Below are 22080 nucleotides of genomic sequence, written 5' to 3'. Positions count from 1 at the left end.
TCATCGTGGCGGCCGGCAGCGGCGAGTGACGAGCACAGCAATTGCCGCGTGGGCCGGCGTCGAGGGCGCCCGCCAGCGGCCGCGCAGGGCCACGGCTACCCGCCGGAGCGGTTCGAGACTGTCAAGACGGACTCATCGATTGTGGCGCCATCGAACGTGGCCAGTGCGAGCCACCCAACCTCGACGGCACCGGTACTGTCTTGCCCATCAGCGCCGAGAGCGCGCGGCGCGGATCCGTTATCGACGCCCGGTGGCTCACGCTCGAGTTGGTGTGCGTGCGTGTCGCGGGGAAAGAGACGCCGGTGTACCCTGGCCGGTGTACCCTGAGGCCGCCGCGAGCATCTCCGCTGCGACCGCTCCAGAACGAGCACGATCATGCATCCTGACCCCTGGCACCTGGTCACCAGACAACCGGACTACGTCCTGACTTCCTGGCACCAGATCTTCTGCGTCATCTGGCGCCGCGAGACGACCGAGGAGGCCGCGCGCCACCTGAGCGACGCGTGCGCGGAGTTCGCGAAGAAGCACCCGCGCGGCATAGGGCTGCTCACCCTCGTCGAGAGCGGGGCGTCGTTGCCGTCGGCGCCCGCGCGCAGGGCGATCGCGAGCTTCCTCGCGGAGGCGAGCGCAACCATCAGGTGCTCAGCGGTCGTCTTCGAGGGCTCGGGGTTCCAGGCGGCGATGGTTCGCAGCGTCGTGACAGGGCTCACGCTCATTGCCCGTCAGCGTTATCCGCACAGGGTATGTGACATCCGGGAAGCCTGGCAGATGTTCGCAGAGCTCCTGCCCCTAGCGACGGGCGCCGCCGTGAGCGAAGCCGCGTTCCGGGCATCGCTCGACGCGCTGCGCGAGGACCTCCGCCGGACATGAGCCGGCGCTGCGCCTACTCCCAGTACAGCGTCGCCCGCCCGATCGCGGTGAACGGCCACCCCGGCGAGTAGTGGATCCCGGTGACCGCGGCCGGCTCGTACTGCAGCCGCGACTCGCTCGCGAACTGGACCTCGCGCCACGTCGTGTCGAAGAGGTTCTGGATGTCCACGGCCACCTCGACGTTCTTCCACCGCAGCCCGGCGTTGGCGTCGACGACCGTGAACCCCTCGGCGGTGAGCGACTCGTCCTCGGTCGCGGGCCGAGCGCCGATCGCCTTGACCCGCAGCGCCGCGAACGGCGTGAACGCGCCGAGCGTCGGGCGGACGCCGACGCCCGCGGTCAGCGTCTGGGTCGGCGCGAGGGCGACCGCGCTCGCGTTGCCGGCGTTCTCGCGGAAGCGCGCGCGGGTGAAGGTCGCGTCCACGTCCGCGAAGAGCCAGCTCCAGAGCCGGTAGCGCCCGCCGATCTCGATCCCGTAGCGCCGCGTCTGCCCCGACGCCTCGGTCGCGCCCGCGTCGCCGCTCCAGACCAGCTCCGAGTCCAGGTCGAGCAGGAACGCGGCCCCGCTCAGCGACAGCCCGCGCAAGGGCGCGACCCGCAGGCCGATCTCGTAGCCCGTCGCGGGCGTGATCAGCGTCGCCGCCCCCTGCCCCAGCACCACGCCCTGCGCGTCGTTCGAGTGGAAGCCCCGCCCGAAGTGGGCGAAGAGATCGACCCCCTCGACGGGCGACACGATCGCCGTGAGCTTCGGGAGCAGCTGCATCTGTCCCCGGGCGCCGCTCGACCTGTTCCCCGCCGCCTCGAGGTCCTCGCCCGGATCGTCCACGTTGACGTCGATCCACTGCGCGCGCGCCCCGAGCACGACGCGGAGCCAGCGCCGGAGCCGGGCGTCCTGCTCGACGTAGACGCCGATCTGGCTCTCATCGACGTGGGTCCTGCTCTTCTCCTCGATCCGCTCGCGCGCCTCGTCGTGGTGGAGGGACTTGTCGATCGCGTCCGCGCGGATCTGCGCGCCGAGCGAGGTCGTGAACCTCGCCCCGCCGATCTCGTATTGCCTGCGGAAGCGGAGATCGGCGCCGCCGACCGTGCGGTCGTCGTTCTGCTCGATCTGGTCGCCGTGGACGGGGTCCTCGCTGAAGAAGGTGAAGTTCGAGTACAGCGTGAAGCGGTAGCGGACGAGGTAGGCCAGCGCGCTCAGATCGGCGTCCCGCCACGCGGTCGAGTACGCGACGGACGCCATGTGCCGCTCGGTCGCCCCGCCCTCGGTCGGATCCACGGCGCCGAAATGGTCGATACACGGCTGTCCGAACGCCGACGGCGGCGGGTTCAACCCGCCCTGCTCGCCCTCGCCGCACACGGCGCGCGCGGGGATCTGGCCGGAGCCGTGCCAGGTCGATCCATACGACATCCAGGTCATCTGGATCTTCCCGGTGTTGTCGAGATCGTGCGTGGCCCGCAGGTACACGTTGAAGCGCTCGAGCCGCTCCGGGCTCAGGAACGGCCCGTCGTTCCGGTAGATCTCCGCCGCGGCCACCGCGCGCCACGCGTCGCCGAGATCCGGCGAGGCGATGACGAGGCCGCGCTGGATACCGTACTGCCCCAGGCTGACCTGCGCGTAGCTCTCCTCGAGCTTCTCGGCGAAGCGCAGGTTGACGGCGCCCGCCGTACCGAAGTCGCCGATGCTCGCGTAATAAGGCCCCTTGTACCCGTCGAGCCCTGTCACGAGCTCCGGGATCATGAAGTAGAGATCGGTGAAGCCGTGCCCGTGGCCGTGGCTGACCATGTTGACGGGCACGCCGTCGACGAAGAAGGCGACGTCGGTCCCATGATCCGCGTCGAATCCGCGGAGGAAGTACTGGTTCGCCTTGCCGCCGCCCGCGTGCTGCACGGCGAAGAGCCCGGGGACCGACTCGAGGATGTCGCCCGGCCGGAGCCTCGGCCGGAGCTCGAGCTCCCGGTGTCCGACGGAGACGCGCGACGCGGCCTCGCTGCCCGGCTTCTCCGCCTGGATCGTGACCTCGATCGCGGCGTCGCCAGCGGGCGCGCCCTCGCCGGTGGGCTCTGCAGCGGCGGCCTCCGGCGGGGCAGCGGGCGACCCGAGGGTGTCGCCCTCGGCGCGCGCGGGCCGCGCGGCGGCCAGCACCATGGATAACGCGGCGAGCAGATGAAATGGATGGCGGTGCCCGTGGCTCGTCGTGACCGTCTCGCGCAGCATTCGTGTCCTCCTTCGCCGCAATCGCGCGGAGCGGCGTCGGGCCGCTCGCGTCGAGCTCCGCGAGGACGAAATGGCTGGCCATCGCACGGTGCGCTGGACCGACCTGTCGCCCCCGCGGGCGACCGGAAGGCGACGCGGGGGGCGGTTCGGTATCCGGGACGTGGCAGAGGCAGAGCTGCACCGGCTCGGACCTCACCGCCTCCCTCGAGGCTCCCAGGTCGAACCGGCGCCGGATGTCTCCCGCCGCCGGGCGCTGGCAGGTCTTCGGGCTCGCGAGCGCTCCGGTCTGACCGGCTCCCTACTGTCCACCGCTTCCCAGCCCTCGTCGGGCCAGTGCTTGGGGTGGAGGTCGTTCTCGCTTACCGCTGCGGGGCAGCCCCGGAGTTTCACCGGGTTCCCTCTTCGGCCCAGGCGAACGCCCGGGCACCAGCACGGCGCGCACCCTATGGCCGTGCGCCTTCGGCTGTCAATCGCTACCGCTCCGCTCGCCCGCTCGACGCGCGCCGCTCTCGCGCCATGCGCGCGCCTCGCGCTCTCCATCCGAGCGCCTCGACGCGGGCCTGCCGTGCAGGCCGAACGTTCGGGCTCTAGCGAGGATGGGCTCGCTCCTCCGTGGGTCGCGTGCTACACGGCCGCCGCCGTATATGCCCCGTAACGATCTCCGCAACATCGCCATCGTCGCCCACGTCGACCACGGGAAGACGACCCTCGTCGATCACATGCTCCGCCAGTCGGGCGCCTTCCGAGAGAACGAGGTCGTGGCCGAGCGCGTCATGGACTCGAACGACCTCGAGCGGGAGCGCGGCATCACCATCCTCGCGAAGAACACGAGCATCCGGTACCGCGGGGTCAAGATCAACATCGTCGACACGCCCGGCCACTCCGACTTCGGCGGCGAGGTCGAGCGCACGCTCATGATGGCCGACGGGGCGCTCCTCCTCGTCGACGCCGCCGAGGGCCCGCTGCCGCAGACGCGCTTCGTGCTCTCGAAGTGCCTCCAGCGCGGCTTCCCGGTCATCGTGGTCATCAACAAGATCGACCGGAGCGACGCGCGCGCCCACGAGGTGCTCTCCGAGGTGTTCGACCTCTTCTGTGACCTCGAGGCGAGCGACGCGCAGATGGACTTCTCGACGCTCTACGCCGTGGCGAAGCTCGGCCAGGCGAAGCGCGAGCTCGAGCACGAGGCGAAGGACCTCGATCCGCTCTTCGAGACCATCCTCGAGCGGGTTCCCGGCCCCTCCGGCGACCCCGACGGTCCGCTCCAGGTCATCGTCTGCAACACGACCCACGACGATTACGTGGGCCGGCTCGCGGTCGGCCGCGTGGTCCGCGGCACCGCCCGGTCGGGCGCCGACGTCGCGCTCCTCGGCGAGGGCGGCCAGTCGCGCGGCTACGTGAAGATGCTCTACGCCTACGAGGGGCTGAAGCGCGTCGCGGTCGAGAGCGCCGTCGCGGGCGAGGTGATCGCGATCGCCGGGCTCGACGCGGTCACGATCGGCGACACGATCACGGATCCGGCGCACCCCGAGGCGCTGCCGCGCATCGTCGTCGAGGAGCCGACGATCAAGATGAAGATCGGCGTCAACACGTCGACCTTCGCCGGCAAGTGCAAGCAGTCGAAGTACCTCACGAGCCGTCACCTGAAGGAGCGGCTCGAGCGCGAGGCGATGAAGAACCTCGCGATCCGGGTGGAGCCGACGGAGGTGCCCGACACGTTCGTGGTGCTCGGCCGCGGCGAGCTCCAGCTGGCGATCCTCGTGGAGACGATGCGGCGCGAGGGGTACGAGATGCAGCTCTCGAACCCCGAGGTGGTGACGCGCGAGATCGACGGCGAGGTGATGGAGCCGCTCGAGCTCGTGGTCGTGGACGTGCCGGACACCTACGTCGGCATCGTGACCGAGCGCCTCAGCTCCCGCCGCGGCCGGATGGTGAAGATGACGAACCCCGGCTTCGGCCGCGCCCGCCTCGAGTTCCGGGTGCCGTCGCGCGGGCTCATCGGCTTCCGCGGCGAGTTCCTGACGGCGACGCGCGGGACGGGCCTGCTCAACACGATGTTCGACGGCTGGGCGCCCTGGGGCGGCCCGATGATGCGCCGCCCGACCGGCGCCATCGTCGCCGATCGCGTCGGCGTGGCGACCCCGTACGCGCTGCACCACCTGCAGCCGCGCGGCATGTTCTTCATCGTCCCCGGCGTCGAGGTCTACGAGGGGATGATCATCGGCGAGCACAACCGGCCGAACGACACCGACGTCAACGTCATCAAGGAGAAGAAGCTGTCGAACGTGCGCAACCACGGCAAGGACGAGAACGTCCTCCTGGCCAGCCCGCGGCTGCTCACGATCGAGACGGCGATGGAGTGGATCGACGGCGACGAGCTCGTCGAGGTCACGCCCGACGCGGTGCGCGTCCGCAAGAAGGTGCTCGCGTGCAACCGCCGGGAGCGCCGCGAGGACGCGATCGAGCAATCGCAGGCGGTGGAGTGAGCGGCATCGGACGCCTGACGCGCGCCCGACGCGCCCGACGCGCGCCCCTGCCGTGCCTGCCGCGCGATAGGATGCCCTGATGAGAACGCCGCTGCTCTTCGCTTTCCTGGCTTCGCTCGTCGCGCTCTCGGGGGCGGGCGCTTGCGGCGGGGCCGTCGTCGTCGACGGGCTCCCCGGGAGCTCCGACGGCGCCGGGGGCGCCGGCGCGGCCCAGAGCTCTCCGTCGGCGAGCTCCGGCGGGCCCTCCATCGAAGAGCAGAGGGCCTCGTGCGATTTCTTCTGCTCGCTCTTCGACGGCGTCACGTGTCCGGAGCTCCGGTGTCGCGCGCGCTGCGCCGACCTGCTCTCCGAGCAGCGCCCCTGCAACGCGCTGACCGCCCCCTTCTTCGACTGCGTGGGCGAGACCGTCGCCTCCGCGGACCGGATCCCCTGCGAGTTCCTCGCGCCGTCGATCACGTCGCTCTTCGATTGCCTGAGCGGGCGCGTTCGAGAGTGCACGACCGATTTCCTGCCCCCGACGTGCGACGCGCAGTTCGAGAAGCTCAGGGCGTGCCAGCGCGATCAGGGCCGGTAGCGGGGGCGCTCGTCGCCTGACGCGCGCGGCCCCGCGCCGGGGTCGAGGGCGCTCCGGAGCGGCCCGAGGGCGTCGGCGACGAACGCGACGAGCGCCTTCACGCGCGGCACCCCGCGCGTATCGCGGTGCACCCCGAGCCACAGCTTGCGCCCCGGCGGCGGCGAGGGCGGCGAGAGCAGGCGGAGGCCGGCGGTCGCGTCGCCCAGGTAGCGCGGCAGGCAGACGAGCCCGACGCCGGCGGCCCCCATCGTCGCCTGGGGCTCGCGGCCGTTGGTGCGCGCGGCGACGCGGGCCTTCGCGGCGACGGCGCGCACCCACGACAGGTCGGCGATCGCCGGAGGCTCGTCGTTCATGGTGACGAGGGTGTGGCCCTCGCACTGCCGGCCCCAGTCCGGCGGGCCGTGCTCGGCGAGGTACGCCTCCGATGCATAGAGCCCGAACCCGATCCGCGCGACCTCGCGCTGGAAGACCTCGTGGTGCTCGAACGCGGCCGGGCGAAGGGCGATGTCCGCTTCCCGCCGCGGCAGGCTCAGCCATCGCGCGTCCGCGATGAGATCGACGGAGATGGCGGAGTGGCGCGCGAGGAACGGGACGAGCAGCGGCCCGAGGACGCGCGTGGCGAGCCACTCGGACGCGGTGACACGGAGGTGGCCTCTCAGGCCTGCGTCGCGTCCGGCGGCGGCGCGCTCGGCCGCGAGCGCGTCCTGCTCCATGCGCTCGGCGTGGCCGAGCACGCTCTCGCCCGCGGCCGAGAGCGAGAACCCCGACGGCGAGCGCTGGAAGAGCCTCGCCCCGAGGCGCCGCTCGAACGCGGCGACGCGCCGCCCCACGGTCGGCTGGGTGACCTTCAGCACGCGCGCGGCGGCGGAGAGGTTGCCGTGCCGCGCGACGGCGAGGAAGTAGCGCAGATCGTCCCAGTCGAGCATGGCTCCGGGGCGCGGGGCGCTGCTGCCGGAGCGCGCTCCGCGCCATGCAAAGGTGCATGGCGAGTCTACGTCGATGGCGGATCCCCGGGCAACGACGGACCGCGCATGCTCTCCCGCGTGCGTTCCCGCACCCGCGGACTCGCGGACTCGCGAACGCGCGGACTCGCAGGTCGCGAGTTTCACGTCGGAGGATCGGAGGGAGGCTGGCATGTTGACGAATCGTCGTGAGTTTCTCCACCGCGTGACCGGCACGGCCGCGGCGGGCTTCCTGGGCTCGGCCCCGGCCGGGACGGCTTCCTGTGCCGCGCAGCACGGGCCGGCGCCGCCGCGGCCGGCGGCGGGATCGAAGATCAAGGCGATCGCCTTCGACGCCTTTCCGATCTTCGATCCGCGGCCGATCGCGGCGCTCGCGGAGGAGCTCTGTCCGGGCAAGGGAGCATCGCTGAGCGAGGCGTGGCGTACCCGTCAATTCGAGTACACGTGGCTGCGGGTCGCGTCCCGCGAGTATGCCGACTTCTGGCAGGTGACTTCGGATGCGCTGGTGTTCGCCGAGCGCGCGCTGGCGCTCGATCTCGGGGAGGAGAAGCGGGCGCGGCTCCTGGGCGCCTACCTCGATCTCCGGGCGTGGCCTGACGTGCTTCCGGCGCTCCGGGCGCTGAGGGGCGCGGGGATCCGGCTCTCGTTCCTGTCGAACTTCACGCGGAGGATGCTCGGGGCCGCCATCGAGAGCTCCGGTCTGGGGGGCCTGTTCGAGAACGTGCTCAGCACGGACGGGGCGAGGACGTACAAGCCGGATCCTCGCGCGTACCGGATGGCGCTCGACGCGTTCGGCCTCACGCGCGAGGAGATCGCGTTCGTCGCGTTCGCCGGCTGGGACGCCGCGGGGGCCCGGTGGTTCGGCTATCCCACGTTCTGGGTCAACCGCCTGGGCCTGCCGGCCGAGGAGCTCGGCGTGAGCGCCGACGCGACGGGAGCGAGCCTCTCGGATCTCGTGGAGTTCGTGAAGGAGAGGGCGTGACCGGCGGGGCCATGCCGCCTGTGCCCCCTTGCCCGACGCGCGCGCGTCGCGCGGCACCTTGGTGGGATGCCATTTCAGGGGCGCGCGGAGATCCACCCAGCCGAGCATCCCTTGGCTCGCGTCACCGCCCGTGAAGACGACATCGTCGATGACGAAGATCGCGTGAATGTCGGGATTCCCCGGCCCCTTCGCCCCGCGCGGCGACAGTGCTGTCGAGTTGGTGCGCGCCGCCGGCGTGAGCACCGGAACGAACCAGGGCTCCGCTCGGACACGGCACGCCCCGGCATTCAGAGGAATCGGCTCCTGTCGGCGGAAGGGGAGTCTTCTCGCTCGGTTGTCTCATGACCCTGTGTAACTCAGCTCATGGAGCCGACCGCGGAGATCGAAAGATCTCTACGACATCAGCGGCAGACGGGAGGGTCCCGGGCCGATCCCGAGCCCGTGCCGATGCGGAACAAGTCATCCGGCAGCCACTCGGCCCCGTGGTGCACAAAGAGGTAGATGACGACGTTCTCCGCATCGCTCCCCTCGGGAAGCGTGAATGATCGGCAGAAGCTGCCGTACGAACGCTCGTGAGAGACGTACTGGTCGCCCTCATCTCGCGCCTCTTCCTCGCGCTTACCGCTCACGGTGAGCACGTTGCCCGCGATCGACACGTCGATGTCCTTCTCCTCCACACCAGGGACGTCGGCGTGGATGACGAACGCATCGGGGGTCTCCTTCACCTCCATCTCCAGCAGGTAGGACGTACCCCAGGGACGCTCGAACCGCGGAACCTCGCCGAAAGGATCCCATCGCATCAGATCGCGGAAAAGATCCCAACGCATGAGATCCCAAACACTCCGAAACGGATCGAATCGCCTGAAGAGGGTCGGCTCTCGATCACGGATCCTGCGAACCAGATTGGCCATACCCAACTCACCTCCTTTCAGTGGCAAAGCCCGTCCGCTGGCTGTGCCCCCTCAGATGATGTCCTGCAGTTCGAAGCGGGGTCCGGGCCCCGCGAGGCTCCGGCCCATGCACAGGCCGCCTGCAGAGCGGCACCCGGTCACTTCATCAGCATGGCGGCCCCACGTCGGCCCCGACCCCGCGTCACCCTGAGTAATCACGGCACGATGCTCGTCAATGGATCTGCGTCGTGTTCGCGCTCTGCTACAGTCTGCTGCCGTCTGCGCGTTGAAATCTTTCCAGAAGGCCAAGATGTTCACGCTATGGTGGCCAGAGCACGGGCCCGACGGGCAGAGCCGGCGTCGCCTTTCCGGGCGACCACAAGCACACAGGGTTCAGCGTCAGGTGATTCGCGATGGCAGAGCACCCCTTGACGGTGGTGTACGACCCGGCGACTTCGCTGATCGTCGTCGACGTCCAAAACGACTTCGCCGATCCGAAGGGCAGCCTCTATGTGCGCGGCGCCGAGGAAGTGCTGCCGCTCATCAACCAGGAGATCGCGCGAGCCCGTCAGGCGGGTTCGCCCGTCCTCTACACGCAGGACTGGCACCCGCCGAGCACGCCGCACTTTCAGAAAGATGGTGGGACCTGGCCGGTGCACTGCGTGCAGGACAGCTGGGGAGCCGATCTCCACCCGGCGCTAGAGGCCGCCGGCACGATCATCCGCAAGGGGGTGGGCGGCGAGGACGGTTATTCCGGCTTCGCCACGCGCGATCCGACGAGCGGCACGCTCACGAGCGAGACCGGGCTCGAAGCGGAGCTGCGAGCTCGTGGCACGCGCCGCGTGGTCATCGTTGGACTGGCAACGGACTACTGCGTCAAGGAGACGGCGCTCGACGCCATCCGGCTCGGCTTCGACACGGTCGTCTTCGCCAAAGCGACGCGCGCGGTAGATCTCGTAGCGGGCGACGGCGAACGCGCCCTCGCGGCGATCCGCCGCGCGGGGGGCGCTATTGTTTGAAGGAGGCGCGCGGACAGCATCATGAGCTGTTGTGGTCCAACGGCCCTCGGGACGGGCTCTGAGCGGCGGTTGGCGACGAAACAGGATGCCAGGCACGGGCTCGGGGCATCGGCGCGCAGCTCCGCGAGCGACGGCAACGGGAGCGGCGCGCCTGCCCGCGTCACGGGCCCGAGCAGGGGCTCCCAGCCCGCGCCGGGGCGGTTCTTCGGCGGCGCCAATGCGATCGCCGGTAAAGCGGCCGTCCGGGCTGCGATGGCGCCACACCTGCTGTGGCCCCACCAGGCTTGCCCTCCCCCCGTCGTTCGATGATCGCACTCAATCGATGGTGACCATGTACGGGTGCGCCTTGCGAACGTCGTAGACCACGCCGGTCGATCGGAGCACGACGCCGGTCCAGCCTTCGGCGAGCCGCGCCAGCGCGTGGAGCGACGCACCGAGCTCCTCCGGCGTATCGGCAGCGCCTGCCGCTGCGGCGAGCCGTTCGCTCTCTCGCTCCTCGCCCGCGGCGAGGACGCTGATGGCCTCGATGAGCTCTTCCCGGATGCGAACGGCGGCCCGTCGGACGCGCTCGGTCCGCGCGTCGCGTCTGCCGGACAGGATGTCGCCGCGGCGAATCTCCAGCGCCTCGCCAAGATCGCGGATGCATTCGAGCAACCAGGCGAAGCGGACGCGGCCTTAGCGGCGCACGAGCAGGGAATGGCGCGTGAGCGTGCGGTCGATCGGGCGGAGCCAGGCGAGCGCTTCGCGGTAGACGTCGGGCGCTTCCGCGAGCGCGCCGAGCGCGTCGCACTGCACGAGGGTGAACTGCTGACGAAAGGCTTGCCGCTGGACGTTCGAGAGCGGAGGCAGGGCGGCGAGGAGGGCCCCGACGATCGAGGTGTCGGGGCCCTGTGCGTTGGTGGACAGTTGCCGCTCGATGGAGGCGGTGGGACCCATGCCAAGACCCATGGAGCCGGGGTCGTGCGGTGCAAGCGGGGTGCATGCGGTGACGCCGTGCGGACAGCCTGATCGGCTCAGATGGGAAAGCCCGATCGCCCCTGGTCGAGCTCCTTTGTGGTGCAGGAACGCGGTTCGGGGTGAGCACGGCGGACGTGTGCGCGGCTCATCCACCGTGTTGCTTCTTCTCTCATGGAACCAGGAACGAACCTGAAACCAGGAACGAACCTGGGCGGTACGGCATCAGCAGCCCGGCACGGAGACATCGACGTCGAGCAGCACGTCCGCGGCGACGGTCGTCTCCTGGTCGACCCTCCTCTCGCCTGGCGGCGAGCCCGCCCCCTCCGATGACCTGCGAAAGGAGCCGCTCGCCTGAGCGCAAGATCCGCCGGGAGGTCCTCTGCGACGACGACGACCGCTATCGAGAGCTCCGGCCTGGAGGGCCTGTTCGAGCACGTGCTCAGCACGGACCGATGCTCCGGAGGTGCTGATGACGCTGCACGGAGGGCGTACTTCCGGATGAGGCGGCGCAGGCAGATCTGCATGCTGGGTTACTTCCGGACGAGGCACCGCAGGCATCTGCTCCCGGCGCGCCTCACGGCGGCGAGGTCGAGGCGCTGCGCATGGCGCGCATGGAGTCGCGGGCGAACCGCCCCTGGACCCGGCGCGCGTAGGGGAAGCCGAGCCGGGCGAGGAGGTGGTTCGGCCGGGAGACGGCGAAGATGTCGTAGGCGACCTCGCCGGAAGGCTCGTCGTGCTCGACGAGGAAGCGCTCCTCGCCGCGCTCGCCGTGCTCCTCCAGCGTCCCGTAGGCGAAGCCGAACCGGCGCACAGGGCCGCTCGTCTCATCGACCGTGTAAACGATCCGGCACGCGTTGAGCCAGTGAATCCCGAGCACGCGGACGAGGATCACCACGGTGACGCCGGCCTGGAGGGGAGCGTCGGGATAGCAGAGCTCGACCCAGCCGAGCCGGAACTGCGCCCAGCGCCGCATCGCCTCGACAGCGCGGTCGAAGAGCGCGGCGCCCTGGCCGAGCACCGCTCGGTGGTGGTCGACGTTGAAGCCGGCAGGCGGCCGCGGGCGGCCATCGCCGGCGCCGGTGCAGCCGACCTCCGCGTACGAGAGCGGCCGGCCCGCCTGGCGAGCGAGGAAGGCGCGGATCGCGGCGTCGGAGGGGCGGGCGCGGGAGAGCACGAGGGGCAGGATAGCCGACCACGGAGACGCCATCTTGATGGCTTTACAGTCACGACGAAGCACGAGGAGCAACTTCGCGGCTGACCGGCCTGCACGGATCCGCCAGGGCTCTCACGGATGGATCAGCATGGACATGAGATGTGCTGGACGATCGCGAAGAGGGCTTCAGGCGCGCTTCGCAGATCGAGGATGGCGGCGCGCGCCGCGCGCGGGCTCGCCGACCCGCGCGGCTGGCACCTGCCGGCGAGCGCTGATACGCTCCTCGGCGACTCGTAACAGCGAGGAGGTGCATGGCCAATGGACATGCAGTTCAAATTTCACGACGCCGATGTCGAGGCCGACCAGCTGGACACGATGCTCGAGAGCTTGATGCGCGACATCGGCACCGCAGGCGCGACCCCGCGCCGCGCCGTTGAAGGCCACCTCCCCAAGAACGCGAAGGGAGACGCCTTCACCGTCGGCGCCATCGCGCTCGCCGCGCTCCCCGCGGTGCTTCCCCAGGTGATTCAGCTCGTCAATGAGTGGGTCGTCCGCGCGCCGAGGCGCCGCATCCGCATCCGGGGGAAGAACGGTCTGGAGGTCGAGTTCACCTCGGACAAGCCGCTCGGGGAGAAGGAAGTGCTCGACCTCGCGCGCCGCATCAGCGCAATCAAATGACAGCCTTGGACAGAGATCCTGTGCTGGGCGGACGGGACCGCATCGCGCTCATCATCGCGAACGGAATGTACGCGGACGGCAGGTTGCGCTCGCTTCAGGCGCCCGCCCTCGACGCATCGAAGCTCGCCGACACGATGGGAAACCCGGACATCGGCGATTTTCGCGTCGAGCTCTGCGTCGACGGCAGTCAGCTCGAAGTCCGGAAGGCCATCGGCGCGCTCTTCCATCGCCGCCATCCGGAGGATCTGCTCGTCCTCTACTACTCCGGTCATGGCCTGAAGGACGACTGGGGGCACCTCCACCTCGCCACACACGACACGGAGAAAGAGCTCTTCAGCGCGACCTCGGTCGACGCGGCGTGGATCAGCCGCCAGATCGATCAGTGCCCCGCGAAGCGCATCGTCCTGATCCTCGACTGCTGCTACAGCGGCGCGTACGAGAACTCCGCCAAGAGCGAGCAGGACAGCGTCGACATCGCCGGGACGTTCATGGGAGACGGCTCGGGTCGCGTCGTGATCTCCGCCACGACGTCGGTTCAGCTGGCGTGGCAGGCTGACCAGCCCGTGGGGGTGCCCCCGCAGTCGATCTTCACGCGCCACATCGTCGAAGGCCTGTCGACCGGCACAGCCGATCTGGACCGAGACGGATACGTCGATGTCCACGAGCTCTGCGAGTACGTGCAAGCGAGCATCAAGGCCGAGGGAGGCCGGCAGACCCCGCAGATGTGGACGCAGAAGTACGAGGGGCGGCTGCGCATCGCGAAGGCCCCGCTCCGGCCCACCATCCCGGCGTCGGGCGGAAACACGTCGATCGCCTACGAGCTCCTCGTGTGCAACGGGCCCCTCGCGGGTCGGCGGTTCCTGCTCCGGCCTGGAGAGTTCAGGGTAGGGCGAGAGCCCGATTGCTTCATCCGCCTCGATGATCCGAAGGTGTCGCGAAAGCACGCGACGATCGTCGTCGGAGCGGATGAGGTGCGCGTGATCGACCAGGGAAGCACGCACGGGACCACGATCGACGATCAGCGCATCACGAGCGCATTGCTCCCGCAAAACGGCCAGATCATCGTCGGGGGCACCGTGCTCAGGCTGGTCCGCCTGGAGGCCCCAGGCACACGTCAGACCGCGGAGACGGCCGCGCAACTCACGCCGCCGAGGAAGCGATCGGCCACCCTGTTCACTCCCTGATTCCTGGCGCAGGGGGCGCCCGCGCTATGCTTCGGCTCGCCCGGCGCGCGGGGCCTCCCGGTGGGTGTGACCGCGCCCCAGGGTGAAGGGGCACCGCTCGCCCGCAGCCCGCGGGCGGCCTGACCGCCCTCCCATCGATGCACAAGGACCTCCTCGATCTCCTCCTCGCCCTCGACCGCGTGCCGCAGGATCCGCGCTGGCACCCCGAGGGCGACGCGCTCTTCCATTCCCTGCAGGTCTTCGACCTGGCCCGCCGCGAGACCGCGGATCGCTCGCTCTGGGCCGCGGCCCTGCTCCACGACGTCGGCAAGGCGTTCGCCTGCGCCGACCACGCCGAGGAGGGGGCCGACGTGCTCGCGGAGCTCGTGTGCCCGCGGATCGTCTGGCTCGTGCGGCACCACCTCCACCTGCTGCGCGCGCCCGGCGCGACCCGGCGGCGCCTGCGGCGCACGAAGGCGCTCGCGGACCTCGCGCGGCTCCGCCGCTGGGACGTCGGCGGCCGCTCGCCCGAGGCGACCGTGCTCCACCCCGAGGCCGCCGTGGAGCTCCTGCTCGACGGCGCAGACTGGACCCTGCTCTCGATCGGCGGCGAGCCCGCCCCCTCCGATGACCTGCGAAAGGAGCCGCTCGCCTGAGCGCAAGGTCCGCCGGGAGGTCCTCTGCGACGACGTCGACCGCTGGGGCGACGATCGCCGGCTCTGGGGCGGCGAGGCCGAGCCGCCCGGGCGAGCGCGGCTCTGCGCCGCGGTGCGGGACGCGGTCGAGACCGCGCTGACGGCGAAGCAGCGGGAGGTCGTCGAGGCGTATTTCTTCGACGGCCTTTCGCAGGGCGAGATCGCGCGCCGCCTCGGCGTGGCGCAGCAGGTGGTGCAGAAGCGCCTGTTCGGGGCGCCTCGGGGCGGCCGGGTGGTCGGCGGCGCGATGCTCCGGCTGCGGCAAGCCCTCGAGCCGGCGGTCGCCGCGGCGCCGGCGCGGGCGGCGGAGGCGCCGGCAGCGCGCGCGGCGTGGGTGGCCCGATGAGCGCCGAGCGCTTCGGCGGGCTGCGGGCCCGCATCGCCGCGGAGGCCGCGCGCCTCATGTACGAGGAAGGCGTGGACCAGTACTTCACCGCCAAGCGGATGGCCGCGAAGCGGATCCTCGGCCAGGTGGAGGGGCGGCGAGCGCGCTACCGGCCCGCGGACCTGCCCTCGAACGGCGAGATCCGCGAGGCGCTGCTCCTCTTCGCCGAGCGCGCCGAGGGGAGCCAGCGGACGCGCCGGCTCTTCGCGCTGCGCATCGTGGCGCTGGAGGCCATGCGCGCGCTCGCGCCGTTCTCGCCGCGGCTCATCGGCTCGGTCTCCACCGGCCATATCCGCCGCGGCAGCGACGTCGATCTGCACGTGTTCCCCGCCGACGAGGAGGCGCTGGAGCGGCACGTGCGGGCGCTCGGCTGGACGTTCGACCGGGAGCGCGTGACGATCCAGAAGGGCGGAGAGCTCCGGGAGTACGTCCACTACCACGTGGCGGACGTGGCGCCCCTCGAGCTCACGGTGTACGCCCCGCGCGACCTGAGGGCGCGGCCCCGCAGCAGCACCGATGGGAAGCCGATCGTGCGCCTCGGCGTCGCCGCGCTCTCGGCGCTCTGCGCCCGGGATCACCCCGGCGCGTGGGAGCGCTACCTGGAGACCGGCGAGGTGGAGGGCATGGACGCGCTGCTCGAGGCGGACGAGGACGAGCCGCTCCCCGGGCCGTTCGATGGGCTGCTCCACGATACCGGCGGCGCCGGCGAGGACGGCGACGAGCCGGCCTGCGCCGAGCCCGGCGAGGAGGACGACGCAACTCAAGACTACGAGCCGCTCCCCGGCTTCGAGGACACGGCCTGAGACCCCGCCCTCAGGCGAGGAGGGTCCGGCGCTCCTGCGCTCCCGCGACGGCACGAAGGGAACTCGTCGTTCGCCGAGCGCGATGTCCGACACCGATGGATGGATAGGACGACTCGCTGGATTCGGATCCTGCGGTCGTCGCTGGACTCCACCGCTTTCACCCGCGCTGCGAGGCCGATGAACCTCCTCGGCGGGCGGAGAGGCGAACGTCGGACGACGCGTCGGTGTCGCGGCGCGGCGAGGCTTGACCCTCGCGACGCCCCGGTGCTCTCATGGCGCGGTGAAGTCCGAGGCCCCGCCCATTCCCAGCGCGATTGCGGCGCCTTCCGGAACGGCGGCGGCGGCGGTGATGTGGCGCGCGCGGGGGCGGCTCCACCTCACGGTGATCGCCAAGGCGACCTTCGCCTTCGTCGACGGCGCACCGATGATTCCCGTCGAGCCGCAAAAAATCATCGATGCCGACATCCACCATCACAACCACCCGGGCCGCAGCGTCCGGTTGACGAGCGATCTCGCGCCCTACCTCGCGCGCATCGACGTGTTCTTCACGGGCCACGCGCACGCGCCGCCGGGCCCGCCTGCGGCGCCCTTCTCCGTGCGCCTCGCGCTCTTCGCCGGCGAGCGCCCGATCCTCGACAAGGCGCTCTCGATCGAGCCCGGCGGCGCGGAGAAGGCGATCCCGCTCGCCTACGAGCGCGCATTCGGGGGGATCGGCATGGCCGACAACCCGTTCGGCACCGATCGCCCGGCCGTCCTGGATCCCTCGCGGCGCGACCACCCGGCGGGCTTCGCGCCGCTCGGGAGCGTGTGGCCGTCGCGCAGGCGGCTGCTCGGACGTACGCCCCACAAGGCGCTCGAGGGGCCCATCCTCGAGATCCCCGACGATTTCGACTGGAGCTACTTCCAGGCGGCCCCCCCCGATCAGCGCGTCGAAGCCCTGGTCGGCGACGAGTGGCTCGTGCTCACGGGGCTCCACCCGACGCTCGCAGCGCTGCGGACGCGGCTCCCCGGGGCGCGCGCCCTCGCGCGCGTCCATGGCCTCTCCGCGTTCGGCGTCACGGAGGGGCAGCCGCTCGATCTCGTGCTGGACACGCTGCACGTCGACGGCGACCGGCAATCGTGCTCGCTGGTCTGGCGGCGCAGCTTCCCGCTCGCGGAGACAGCAGCGCTCGCGGCGGTGCGTGTCGTCGTCGGTGTCGAGGTGCCGGGCGCCCCGCCCGCATGGCTGGCTCCTGCCGAGATCGCGATAGCGGCCCAGAGCGCCGTCGCGACGTCCGATCCGACAGGGGTGACGCTCAACGTGTCCGATCAGGACGTCGTCAGTACGTGAGCGAGGCCGTCGCGCAACCCATTCCGAACGCGCTGACGGCGGTCGCGATCACGGTCTGAACGGCGTTCGGGACCTGGGAGCGGTCGCAAACGGTGTCCGGGGGGACTGTCGAGGTCGACGGCGCGCGCGGGCCCCGGAGCGGCGGGCGCGGCGCCGCGCAGCGGCGCAGCACGGGCGCGGGGCGCGTTGCTCGGCCTCGCCGCCGCAAGTACATTCGGTGACCCATGGACGTCACGACGCTGGTGCGGGGCGACGCCATCTCGGTGGTCGACTACCGGTGCCGCTCCGGGCCCGGGGACGCGCCGTTCGCCGAGCTCCACCGCGGCTTCTCCGTCTCCTACGTGCGCAAGGGCAGCTTCGGTTACCGCGTCCGGGGGGAGGCGTTCGAGCTCGTGGCCGGGTCGCTCCTGGTCGGCCACCCCGGCGACGAGTACACGTGCTCGCACGAGCACGTCGTCGGGGACGAGTGCCTGTCGTTCCAGCTCGCGCCGGCGCTCGTCGAGGCCCTCGGCGACGGCGACGGCGCGTTCCGGGCCGGCGGCCTGCCGCCGGTGCCCGAGCTGATGGTGCTCGGCGAGCTCGCGCAGGCGGCCGCCGAGGGCAGGAGCGACATCGGCGTCGACGAGGTGGGGGTGCTCCTCGCCGCCCGCTTCGTCGAGGTCGCCTCCGGCCGGAAGCGAAGGCCGCCGGACACCGGGGCGCGCGACCGCCGCCGCGCCGTCGAGGCGGCGCTCTGGCTGGACGAGCACGCGCACGAGCCGATCGACCTCGAGGGCGCGGCGCGTGAGGTCGGGCTCAGCCCGTTCCACTTCCTGCGGGTCTTCGGGAAGGTCGTCGGCGTGACCCCGCACCAGTACCTGGTCCGCACCCGCCTGCGCCGCGCGGCGCGCCTCCTCGCCGACGGCGCCCGGTCGATCACCGACATCGCGCTCGACGTCGGGTTCGGCGACCTCTCCAACTTCGTCCGCACCTTCCACCGCGCGGCCGGCGTCTCGCCCCGCGGCTTCCGGAAGGCGGCGAGGGGGGATCGCAAGATCTTCCAAGATCGCCTCGCCGCGCGCTCCTAGGATGGCCGCCGGACGCGGGCGCCCCGCCTGCCCGCGAGGACCCCATGACAGCAACGGCACACGGCTTCCTCCTGTTCGACACGGCGATCGGCCGCTGCGGCATCGCGTGGGGCGAGCGCGGCGTCGCCGCCTTGCAGCTCCCCGAGGCGCGCGAGCCCGAGACGCGGTCGCGCCTGCTCCAGCGCCTCCCGGGCGCCCAGGCGGCGGCGCCGCCGCCCGAGGTGCAGCGCGCGGTCGACGCGATCGTCGCGCTCCTGCGCGGCGAGGCGAGCGACCTGTCCGCGGTCGCGCTCGACATGGATCGGGTGCCGCCGTTCCACCGCCGCGTCTACGAGGTCGCGCGCACCATCCCGCCGGGCGCGACGCTGACCTACGGCGAAGTCGCGGCGCGCCTCGGGGCGGTCGGCTCGGCGCGCGCCGTGGGGCAGGCGCTCGGGCGGAACCCGTTCGCGATCATCGTCCCGTGCCACCGCGTGCTCGCGGCCGGCGGCAAGGCCGGCGGCTTCTCCGCGAACGGCGGCGTCACGACGAAGCTCCGCCTCCTCGCGATCGAGGGCGGCCAGGCGCGCGGCGCTCCCAAAGCCGCGCCCGGCGGCGACTTCGGCTTCGATCCGGGCGCCGCCGTCGAGCACCTGCGCGCGTCCGACGCGGCGCTCGCGCGCGTCATCGACGCGGTCGGCCCGTTCGCCCTGCGGATCGACAGGACGTCGAGCCTCTTCCTCGCGCTCGCGGAGTCGATCGTCTACCAGCAGCTCACCGGCAAGGCCGCCGCGACCATCTTCGCGCGCGTGCGCGCGCTCTTCCCGCGAGCGCACGAGGGCCCCACGCCCGCGCAGCTCCTGCGCGCCTCCGACGAGAAGCTCCGCGGCGCCGGCCTCTCGCAGGCGAAGCTCCTCGCGCTGCGCGACCTCGCGCGGAAGACGGAGGACGGCGAGCTCCCCACGCTCGTCGAGGTCCACGGCATGGAGGACGAGGCGATCATCGAGCGCCTCACGCGGGTGCGCGGCATCGGCCGGTGGACGGTGGAGATGCTCCTCATGTTCCGCCTCGGCCGCCCGGACGTGCTGCCCGTGGACGACTACGGTATCCGCAAGGGCTTCGCGCTCGCGTTCAAGCGGCCCGAGCCGCCTGCGCGCGCGGATCTCGAGAAGCGCGGCGCGCGGTGGAAGCCGTACCGCACGGTGGCGAGCTGGTACCTCTGGCGCGCGGTGGATCTGGCGCGGAGCGGCTGACGCCTCGCCCCGCGGCGGCGCTGCAGCTGCCCAGCGGGGCGCCTCTTCTGGCGCCGTCGCCCGGGCGAGCAGCCTTCGCGGCGCGTCCATCGGTCGGGCTCGCCATCGCGGCGCGGCCCTCGGTCGGGCTCGCCGTCGCGCTGGCCGGCGTCGAAGCTCGGGGCTACGTTCTCGCCGGCCCGAGAGCGCCGCGTGGAGCGCCGCACGACGCTGGACAAGGTTGCCGTCGCGGATGGCAACGAGAAGAGCACGGGAGGAGTACGACTGTCATGCTGAAGAACCTCGAAGGGCAGCGCGTTCCGGATGTCACGTTTCGTACGCGTATCGACGGTCAGTGGAAGGACGTGACCACCAAGGACGTGTTCGCTGGCAAGAAGGTTGTGGTGTTCGCGCTGCCGGGCGCCTTCACGCCGACCTGCTCGAGCAGCCACGTGCCGCGCTACAACGAGCTCGCGGAGGAGTTCAAGCGGCGCGGGGTGGACACGATCGCGTGTGTGTCCGTGAACGACGCGTTCGTGATGGATGAGTGGTGCAAGGCGCAGGAGGCGGACAAGATCCAGTTCCTGCCCGACGGGAACGGGGAGTTCTCCGAGAAGATGGGCATGCTCGTCGACAAGGCGAACCTCGGCTTCGGCAAGCGCTCGTGGCGCTATTCGATGCTGGTCGACGACGGCGTGATCAAGAAGATGTTCATCGAGCCCGAGGTGGAGGGCGATCCCTTCGATGTGTCGGACGCGGACACGATGCTGAAGTACCTGGATCCGTCGTCGAAGTCGCCGCACGACGTGCTGCTGTTCACGAAGCCGGGCTGTGGCTACTGCACCAAGGCGAAGCGGCTCCTCGACGCGCGGAAGATTCCTTACGAGGAGGTGGCGGCCTCGCCGCGCCGCCTGCGCGCGGTGAGCGGCAAGGGCACGACCCCGCAGGTCTTCGTCGACGGCAAGCACATCGGCGGCGCCGACGAGCTCGAAGCCTACCTCGCGAAGGCCTGATTCACGAAGGCGGCCTGGGCGCCCCCCGGCGATGGGGGGCGCCTACGCGCCGCCCTCCGGGTCCGACGGCTCGGCGCGGAAATGGGTCACCGCGGGCGCCGAGGCCGGCACCACCGCGGGCGCCGAGGCCGGCACCACCGCCGGCACCTCCACGGAGGCGACGGCCGAGCTGCGGCGCGCCGCGGCGGCGCACCTGTCGCTGTTCATGGCGAACTGCCCGATGCTGCTCCATAACCTGTCGAACTCGGCCTGATCGAAGGTCGACCGGGACTGGAACAGGTCGTATCCGCCGTATTTCGGGTCCGCTCCGTCGCCGTCCTCCGGGGCGATGAACCGATAGTGGCCCATCACGTCGGCGTGGTCGGCGTCGACAAGGAAGCTGCGCTTCGTGTCGGGATAGACCATCGATACGCAGTTGACGATCCCGTCGTTCATCTCCGGATCGAGCGACTCGGTCTGGGTCGGGTCGTCGAACCGTGGCACGGAGCAGGACGGCCCGAGGGCCTCGACCACCTTCGGATCCTTGATGTTGGCCGTGATGCCGTGAAAGATGCCGAAGGCGCCCAGGAACGGGCCGCCGGGATCGCGCTTCGCCCGGGTGACGATCGACCGGAGCGCGATGCCCCGCTGCTCGTAGTACGCGCTCAGCTCCTCCTCGAGCTCCGCCCCGAGGAGGCTGGCTTTCCTTGCCTGCTTCGCGCTCTTGACGGAGGCCGCGAGCTCGCGCGGCCAGGCGCCGAGGCCGCGCGCGGACAGGCCATGTTTGGACCAGCGCTCCTCGCGCGACGACTGGCCTGACAGCGGCAGGGGATCGAGATCCTCGAAGGCCTCGGTGTCCTCGGCGACGTGCAGCAGCCAGCGGAGCACGTTGAAGTACTCGCCGCGCGCCTCGGCCCTGGCGAGGTCGTCGCACGGCAACGCGTGGAAGCGCTCGATCGTGTCGAGGGCGGCGCGGACGATGCCGTCCGATTGGCCGAACACCTGCAGGAGCGTCTTCGCGCGGCGGGCCGCGGAGCTCGCGTCCTTCGGGCCAGCCAGGCGGAGCCACCAGTGGAGGGCCCCGGCCAGGCCTGTGAGGAGGGGCTGCCTCCGGTGGAAGACGTGGGCGAGGTTCGTCCCGCGGTGCGGCGTCGAGAGGAACTGGATCGAGCAGATGCTCTCGAGGATGCGCTCCACCGGGACGCCGTAGACAGACCCCTTCTGCTCGGTCTCGGCCAGGAGCAGGAGCATCAGCGTCTTGATGTCCCGCCCGCCGGTCGAGTGGCCCACGAGGTGGACGCAGTCCCGCTGGCCACGGCCCGCGCCCCCGTGGAACACCCCCTGCCTGAACCGATCCGCGAGCCAGCGGAGGAGCGCGTGCGCGCGGGTGTCCACGCTCGCCGTGGGCAGGTTCGGGAAGCAATGCACCGAGAGCGGGCCTTGATACGGCCCGGTATCGGAGTTTCGGAGGATCTCCGTGACACCGCTGTAATAGACGATCGAACCCAGGATATCGAAGCCCGCAAAACCCGGCACGAGCACGAGATGGCTTCTCGGTGAACTCATGGCTTTTCCCTCCCACATGAAAGGGCCGCGCGCATCCCTTCGGGAGATGAGCGACAGCCCGACATTCTCTGATCGAGCGGTCGGT

The 22080-nt window shown here is 71.1% G+C and carries 21 protein-coding genes and 1 riboswitch; of the genes, 14 read left to right on the top strand and 7 right to left on the bottom strand.

Annotated elements, in window-relative coordinates:
* The first annotated feature begins 375 nt into the window (after positions 1–375).
* Positions 376–870: a hypothetical protein gene (locus tag WMF39_RS05040; RefSeq protein WP_437744411.1), complete on the top strand. Its 495-nt coding sequence runs from the start codon at positions 376–378 to the stop codon at positions 868–870.
* 13 nt (positions 871–883) lie between these two features.
* Here the strand turns inward: WMF39_RS05040 and WMF39_RS05035 are convergent, their stop codons facing one another.
* A complete protein-coding gene (locus WMF39_RS05035) occupies positions 884–3085 on the bottom strand; it encodes a TonB-dependent receptor (protein ID WP_437744410.1) in 2202 nt (733 codons plus the stop codon).
* 238 nt (positions 3086–3323) lie between these two features.
* Positions 3324–3531: riboswitch (cobalamin riboswitch) on the bottom strand.
* A 150-nt stretch (positions 3532–3681) separates the two neighbouring features.
* On the opposite strand from WMF39_RS05035, the gene typA reads away from it, so the two are divergent.
* Both typA and WMF39_RS05025 read left to right on the top strand, forming a co-directional pair.
* Positions 3682–5568, top strand: a complete 1887-nt coding sequence (gene typA, locus WMF39_RS05030; protein ID WP_437744409.1) for a translational GTPase TypA — start codon at positions 3682–3684, stop codon at positions 5566–5568.
* A gap of 79 nt (positions 5569–5647) precedes the next feature.
* A complete protein-coding gene (locus WMF39_RS05025; protein ID WP_437744408.1) occupies positions 5648–6142 on the top strand; it encodes a hypothetical protein in 495 nt (164 codons plus the stop codon).
* On the opposite strand, the gene WMF39_RS05020 is transcribed toward WMF39_RS05025, so the two are convergent.
* Positions 6130–7068 carry a LysR family transcriptional regulator gene (locus WMF39_RS05020; RefSeq protein ID WP_437744407.1) on the bottom strand — a complete coding sequence of 313 codons (939 nt, stop codon included), beginning with the start codon at positions 7066–7068 and terminating at the stop codon, positions 6130–6132. The two genes, WMF39_RS05025 and WMF39_RS05020, sit on opposite strands and share 13 nt — an antisense overlap.
* 208 nt (positions 7069–7276) lie before the next feature.
* On the opposite strand from WMF39_RS05020, the gene WMF39_RS05015 reads away from it, so the two are divergent.
* Complete coding sequence (locus WMF39_RS05015; protein WP_437744406.1) at positions 7277–8086, top strand: haloacid dehalogenase type II; 810 nt, start codon at positions 7277–7279, stop codon at positions 8084–8086.
* Positions 8087–8487: 401 nt separating this feature from the next.
* Here WMF39_RS05015 and WMF39_RS05010 read toward each other — a convergent pair whose 3' ends face one another.
* Entirely contained in the window at positions 8488–8997 is a 510-nt protein-coding gene (locus tag WMF39_RS05010; RefSeq protein ID WP_437744405.1) for an Hsp20/alpha crystallin family protein, read from the bottom strand.
* A 392-nt stretch (positions 8998–9389) separates the two neighbouring features.
* On the opposite strand from WMF39_RS05010, the gene WMF39_RS05005 reads away from it, so the two are divergent.
* Positions 9390–9995 carry an isochorismatase family protein gene (locus WMF39_RS05005; protein WP_437744404.1) on the top strand — a complete coding sequence of 202 codons (606 nt, stop codon included), beginning with the start codon at positions 9390–9392 and terminating at the stop codon, positions 9993–9995.
* A 315-nt stretch (positions 9996–10310) separates the two neighbouring features.
* Here WMF39_RS05005 and WMF39_RS05000 read toward each other — a convergent pair whose 3' ends face one another.
* The 3 genes from WMF39_RS05000 to WMF39_RS04990 form a co-directional block, all read right to left on the bottom strand.
* Positions 10311–10649, bottom strand: a complete 339-nt coding sequence (locus WMF39_RS05000) for a hypothetical protein (protein WP_437744403.1) — start codon at positions 10647–10649, stop codon at positions 10311–10313.
* Positions 10650–10670: 21 nt separating this feature from the next.
* Entirely contained in the window at positions 10671–10931 is a 261-nt protein-coding gene (locus WMF39_RS04995; protein ID WP_437744402.1) for a hypothetical protein, read from the bottom strand.
* 595 nt (positions 10932–11526) lie between these two features.
* The gene (locus WMF39_RS04990) at positions 11527–12159 is read right to left on the bottom strand and encodes a DUF1990 family protein (protein ID WP_437744401.1); all 633 of its coding nucleotides are present in this window, start codon (positions 12157–12159) and stop codon (positions 11527–11529) included.
* Between the two features lie 264 nt (positions 12160–12423).
* On the opposite strand from WMF39_RS04990, the gene WMF39_RS04985 reads away from it, so the two are divergent.
* From WMF39_RS04985 to WMF39_RS04945, 9 genes are all read left to right on the top strand, one after another.
* Positions 12424–12783, top strand: coding sequence for a hypothetical protein (locus tag WMF39_RS04985; protein ID WP_437744400.1), 360 nt, complete (start codon positions 12424–12426; stop codon positions 12781–12783).
* Positions 12784–12788: 5 nt separating this feature from the next.
* Positions 12789–13967, top strand: coding sequence for a caspase, EACC1-associated type (locus WMF39_RS04980; protein WP_437744399.1), 1179 nt, complete (start codon positions 12789–12791; stop codon positions 13965–13967).
* Between the two features lie 137 nt (positions 13968–14104).
* Positions 14105–14602 carry an HD domain-containing protein gene (locus tag WMF39_RS04975; RefSeq protein ID WP_437744398.1) on the top strand — a complete coding sequence of 166 codons (498 nt, stop codon included), beginning with the start codon at positions 14105–14107 and terminating at the stop codon, positions 14600–14602.
* The gene (locus tag WMF39_RS04970) at positions 14574–14987 is read left to right on the top strand and encodes a sigma factor-like helix-turn-helix DNA-binding protein (protein WP_437744397.1); all 414 of its coding nucleotides are present in this window, start codon (positions 14574–14576) and stop codon (positions 14985–14987) included. Before WMF39_RS04975 ends, WMF39_RS04970 begins: the two co-directional genes overlap by 29 nt.
* Positions 14984–15829 (top strand): nucleotide-binding enzyme, encoded by an 846-nt coding sequence (locus WMF39_RS04965; RefSeq protein WP_437744396.1) that lies wholly within the window; start codon positions 14984–14986, stop codon positions 15827–15829. The genes WMF39_RS04970 and WMF39_RS04965 overlap by 4 nt, the downstream gene beginning before the upstream one ends.
* Before the next feature lie 280 nt (positions 15830–16109).
* The gene (locus WMF39_RS04960; protein WP_437744395.1) at positions 16110–17159 is read left to right on the top strand and encodes a DUF2169 family type VI secretion system accessory protein; all 1050 of its coding nucleotides are present in this window, start codon (positions 16110–16112) and stop codon (positions 17157–17159) included.
* Positions 17160–17383: 224 nt separating this feature from the next.
* The gene (locus tag WMF39_RS04955) at positions 17384–18226 is read left to right on the top strand and encodes a helix-turn-helix transcriptional regulator (protein WP_437744394.1); all 843 of its coding nucleotides are present in this window, start codon (positions 17384–17386) and stop codon (positions 18224–18226) included.
* Between the two features lie 44 nt (positions 18227–18270).
* A complete protein-coding gene (locus WMF39_RS04950) occupies positions 18271–19458 on the top strand; it encodes a methylated-DNA--[protein]-cysteine S-methyltransferase (RefSeq protein WP_437744393.1) in 1188 nt (395 codons plus the stop codon).
* A gap of 269 nt (positions 19459–19727) precedes the next feature.
* A complete protein-coding gene (locus WMF39_RS04945) occupies positions 19728–20450 on the top strand; it encodes a glutathione peroxidase (protein ID WP_437744392.1) in 723 nt (240 codons plus the stop codon).
* 42 nt (positions 20451–20492) lie between these two features.
* On the opposite strand, the gene WMF39_RS04940 is transcribed toward WMF39_RS04945, so the two are convergent.
* The gene (locus WMF39_RS04940; RefSeq protein ID WP_437744391.1) at positions 20493–21995 is read right to left on the bottom strand and encodes a hypothetical protein; all 1503 of its coding nucleotides are present in this window, start codon (positions 21993–21995) and stop codon (positions 20493–20495) included.
* Positions 21996–22080: the final 85 nt, after the last annotated feature.

The organism is Sorangium sp. So ce1504, assembly GCF_051521635.1.
GTDB classification, from domain to species: Bacteria; Myxococcota_A; Polyangia; order Polyangiales; family Polyangiaceae; genus Sorangium; species Sorangium cellulosum_B.
This window is presented reverse-complemented; position numbering and strand designations above follow the sequence as displayed.

Coding starts and splice junctions, on each gene's coding strand:
- WMF39_RS04970 (WP_437744397.1), top strand. CDS start 14,574: ATGACCTGCGAAAGGAGCCGCTCGCCTGAGCGCAAGGTCCGCCGGGAG.
- WMF39_RS04950 (WP_437744393.1), top strand. CDS start 18,271: ATGACAGCAACGGCACACGGCTTCCTCCTGTTCGACACGGCGATCGGC.
- WMF39_RS05035 (WP_437744410.1), bottom strand. CDS start 3,085: ATGCTGCGCGAGACGGTCACGACGAGCCACGGGCACCGCCATCCATTT.
- WMF39_RS05025 (WP_437744408.1), top strand. CDS start 5,648: ATGAGAACGCCGCTGCTCTTCGCTTTCCTGGCTTCGCTCGTCGCGCTC.
- WMF39_RS05005 (WP_437744404.1), top strand. CDS start 9,390: ATGGCAGAGCACCCCTTGACGGTGGTGTACGACCCGGCGACTTCGCTG.
- WMF39_RS04985 (WP_437744400.1), top strand. CDS start 12,424: ATGGACATGCAGTTCAAATTTCACGACGCCGATGTCGAGGCCGACCAG.
- WMF39_RS05010 (WP_437744405.1), bottom strand. CDS start 8,997: ATGGCCAATCTGGTTCGCAGGATCCGTGATCGAGAGCCGACCCTCTTC.
- WMF39_RS04955 (WP_437744394.1), top strand. CDS start 17,384: ATGGACGTCACGACGCTGGTGCGGGGCGACGCCATCTCGGTGGTCGAC.
- WMF39_RS04990 (WP_437744401.1), bottom strand. CDS start 12,159: ATGGCGTCTCCGTGGTCGGCTATCCTGCCCCTCGTGCTCTCCCGCGCC.
- WMF39_RS05040 (WP_437744411.1), top strand. CDS start 376: ATGCATCCTGACCCCTGGCACCTGGTCACCAGACAACCGGACTACGTC.
- WMF39_RS04975 (WP_437744398.1), top strand. CDS start 14,105: ATGCACAAGGACCTCCTCGATCTCCTCCTCGCCCTCGACCGCGTGCCG.
- WMF39_RS05015 (WP_437744406.1), top strand. CDS start 7,277: ATGTTGACGAATCGTCGTGAGTTTCTCCACCGCGTGACCGGCACGGCC.
- WMF39_RS04940 (WP_437744391.1), bottom strand. CDS start 21,995: ATGAGTTCACCGAGAAGCCATCTCGTGCTCGTGCCGGGTTTTGCGGGC.
- typA (WP_437744409.1), top strand. CDS start 3,682: ATGGGCTCGCTCCTCCGTGGGTCGCGTGCTACACGGCCGCCGCCGTAT.
- WMF39_RS04995 (WP_437744402.1), bottom strand. CDS start 10,931: ATGGGTCCCACCGCCTCCATCGAGCGGCAACTGTCCACCAACGCACAG.
- WMF39_RS04965 (WP_437744396.1), top strand. CDS start 14,984: ATGAGCGCCGAGCGCTTCGGCGGGCTGCGGGCCCGCATCGCCGCGGAG.
- WMF39_RS05020 (WP_437744407.1), bottom strand. CDS start 7,068: ATGCTCGACTGGGACGATCTGCGCTACTTCCTCGCCGTCGCGCGGCAC.
- WMF39_RS04945 (WP_437744392.1), top strand. CDS start 19,728: ATGCTGAAGAACCTCGAAGGGCAGCGCGTTCCGGATGTCACGTTTCGT.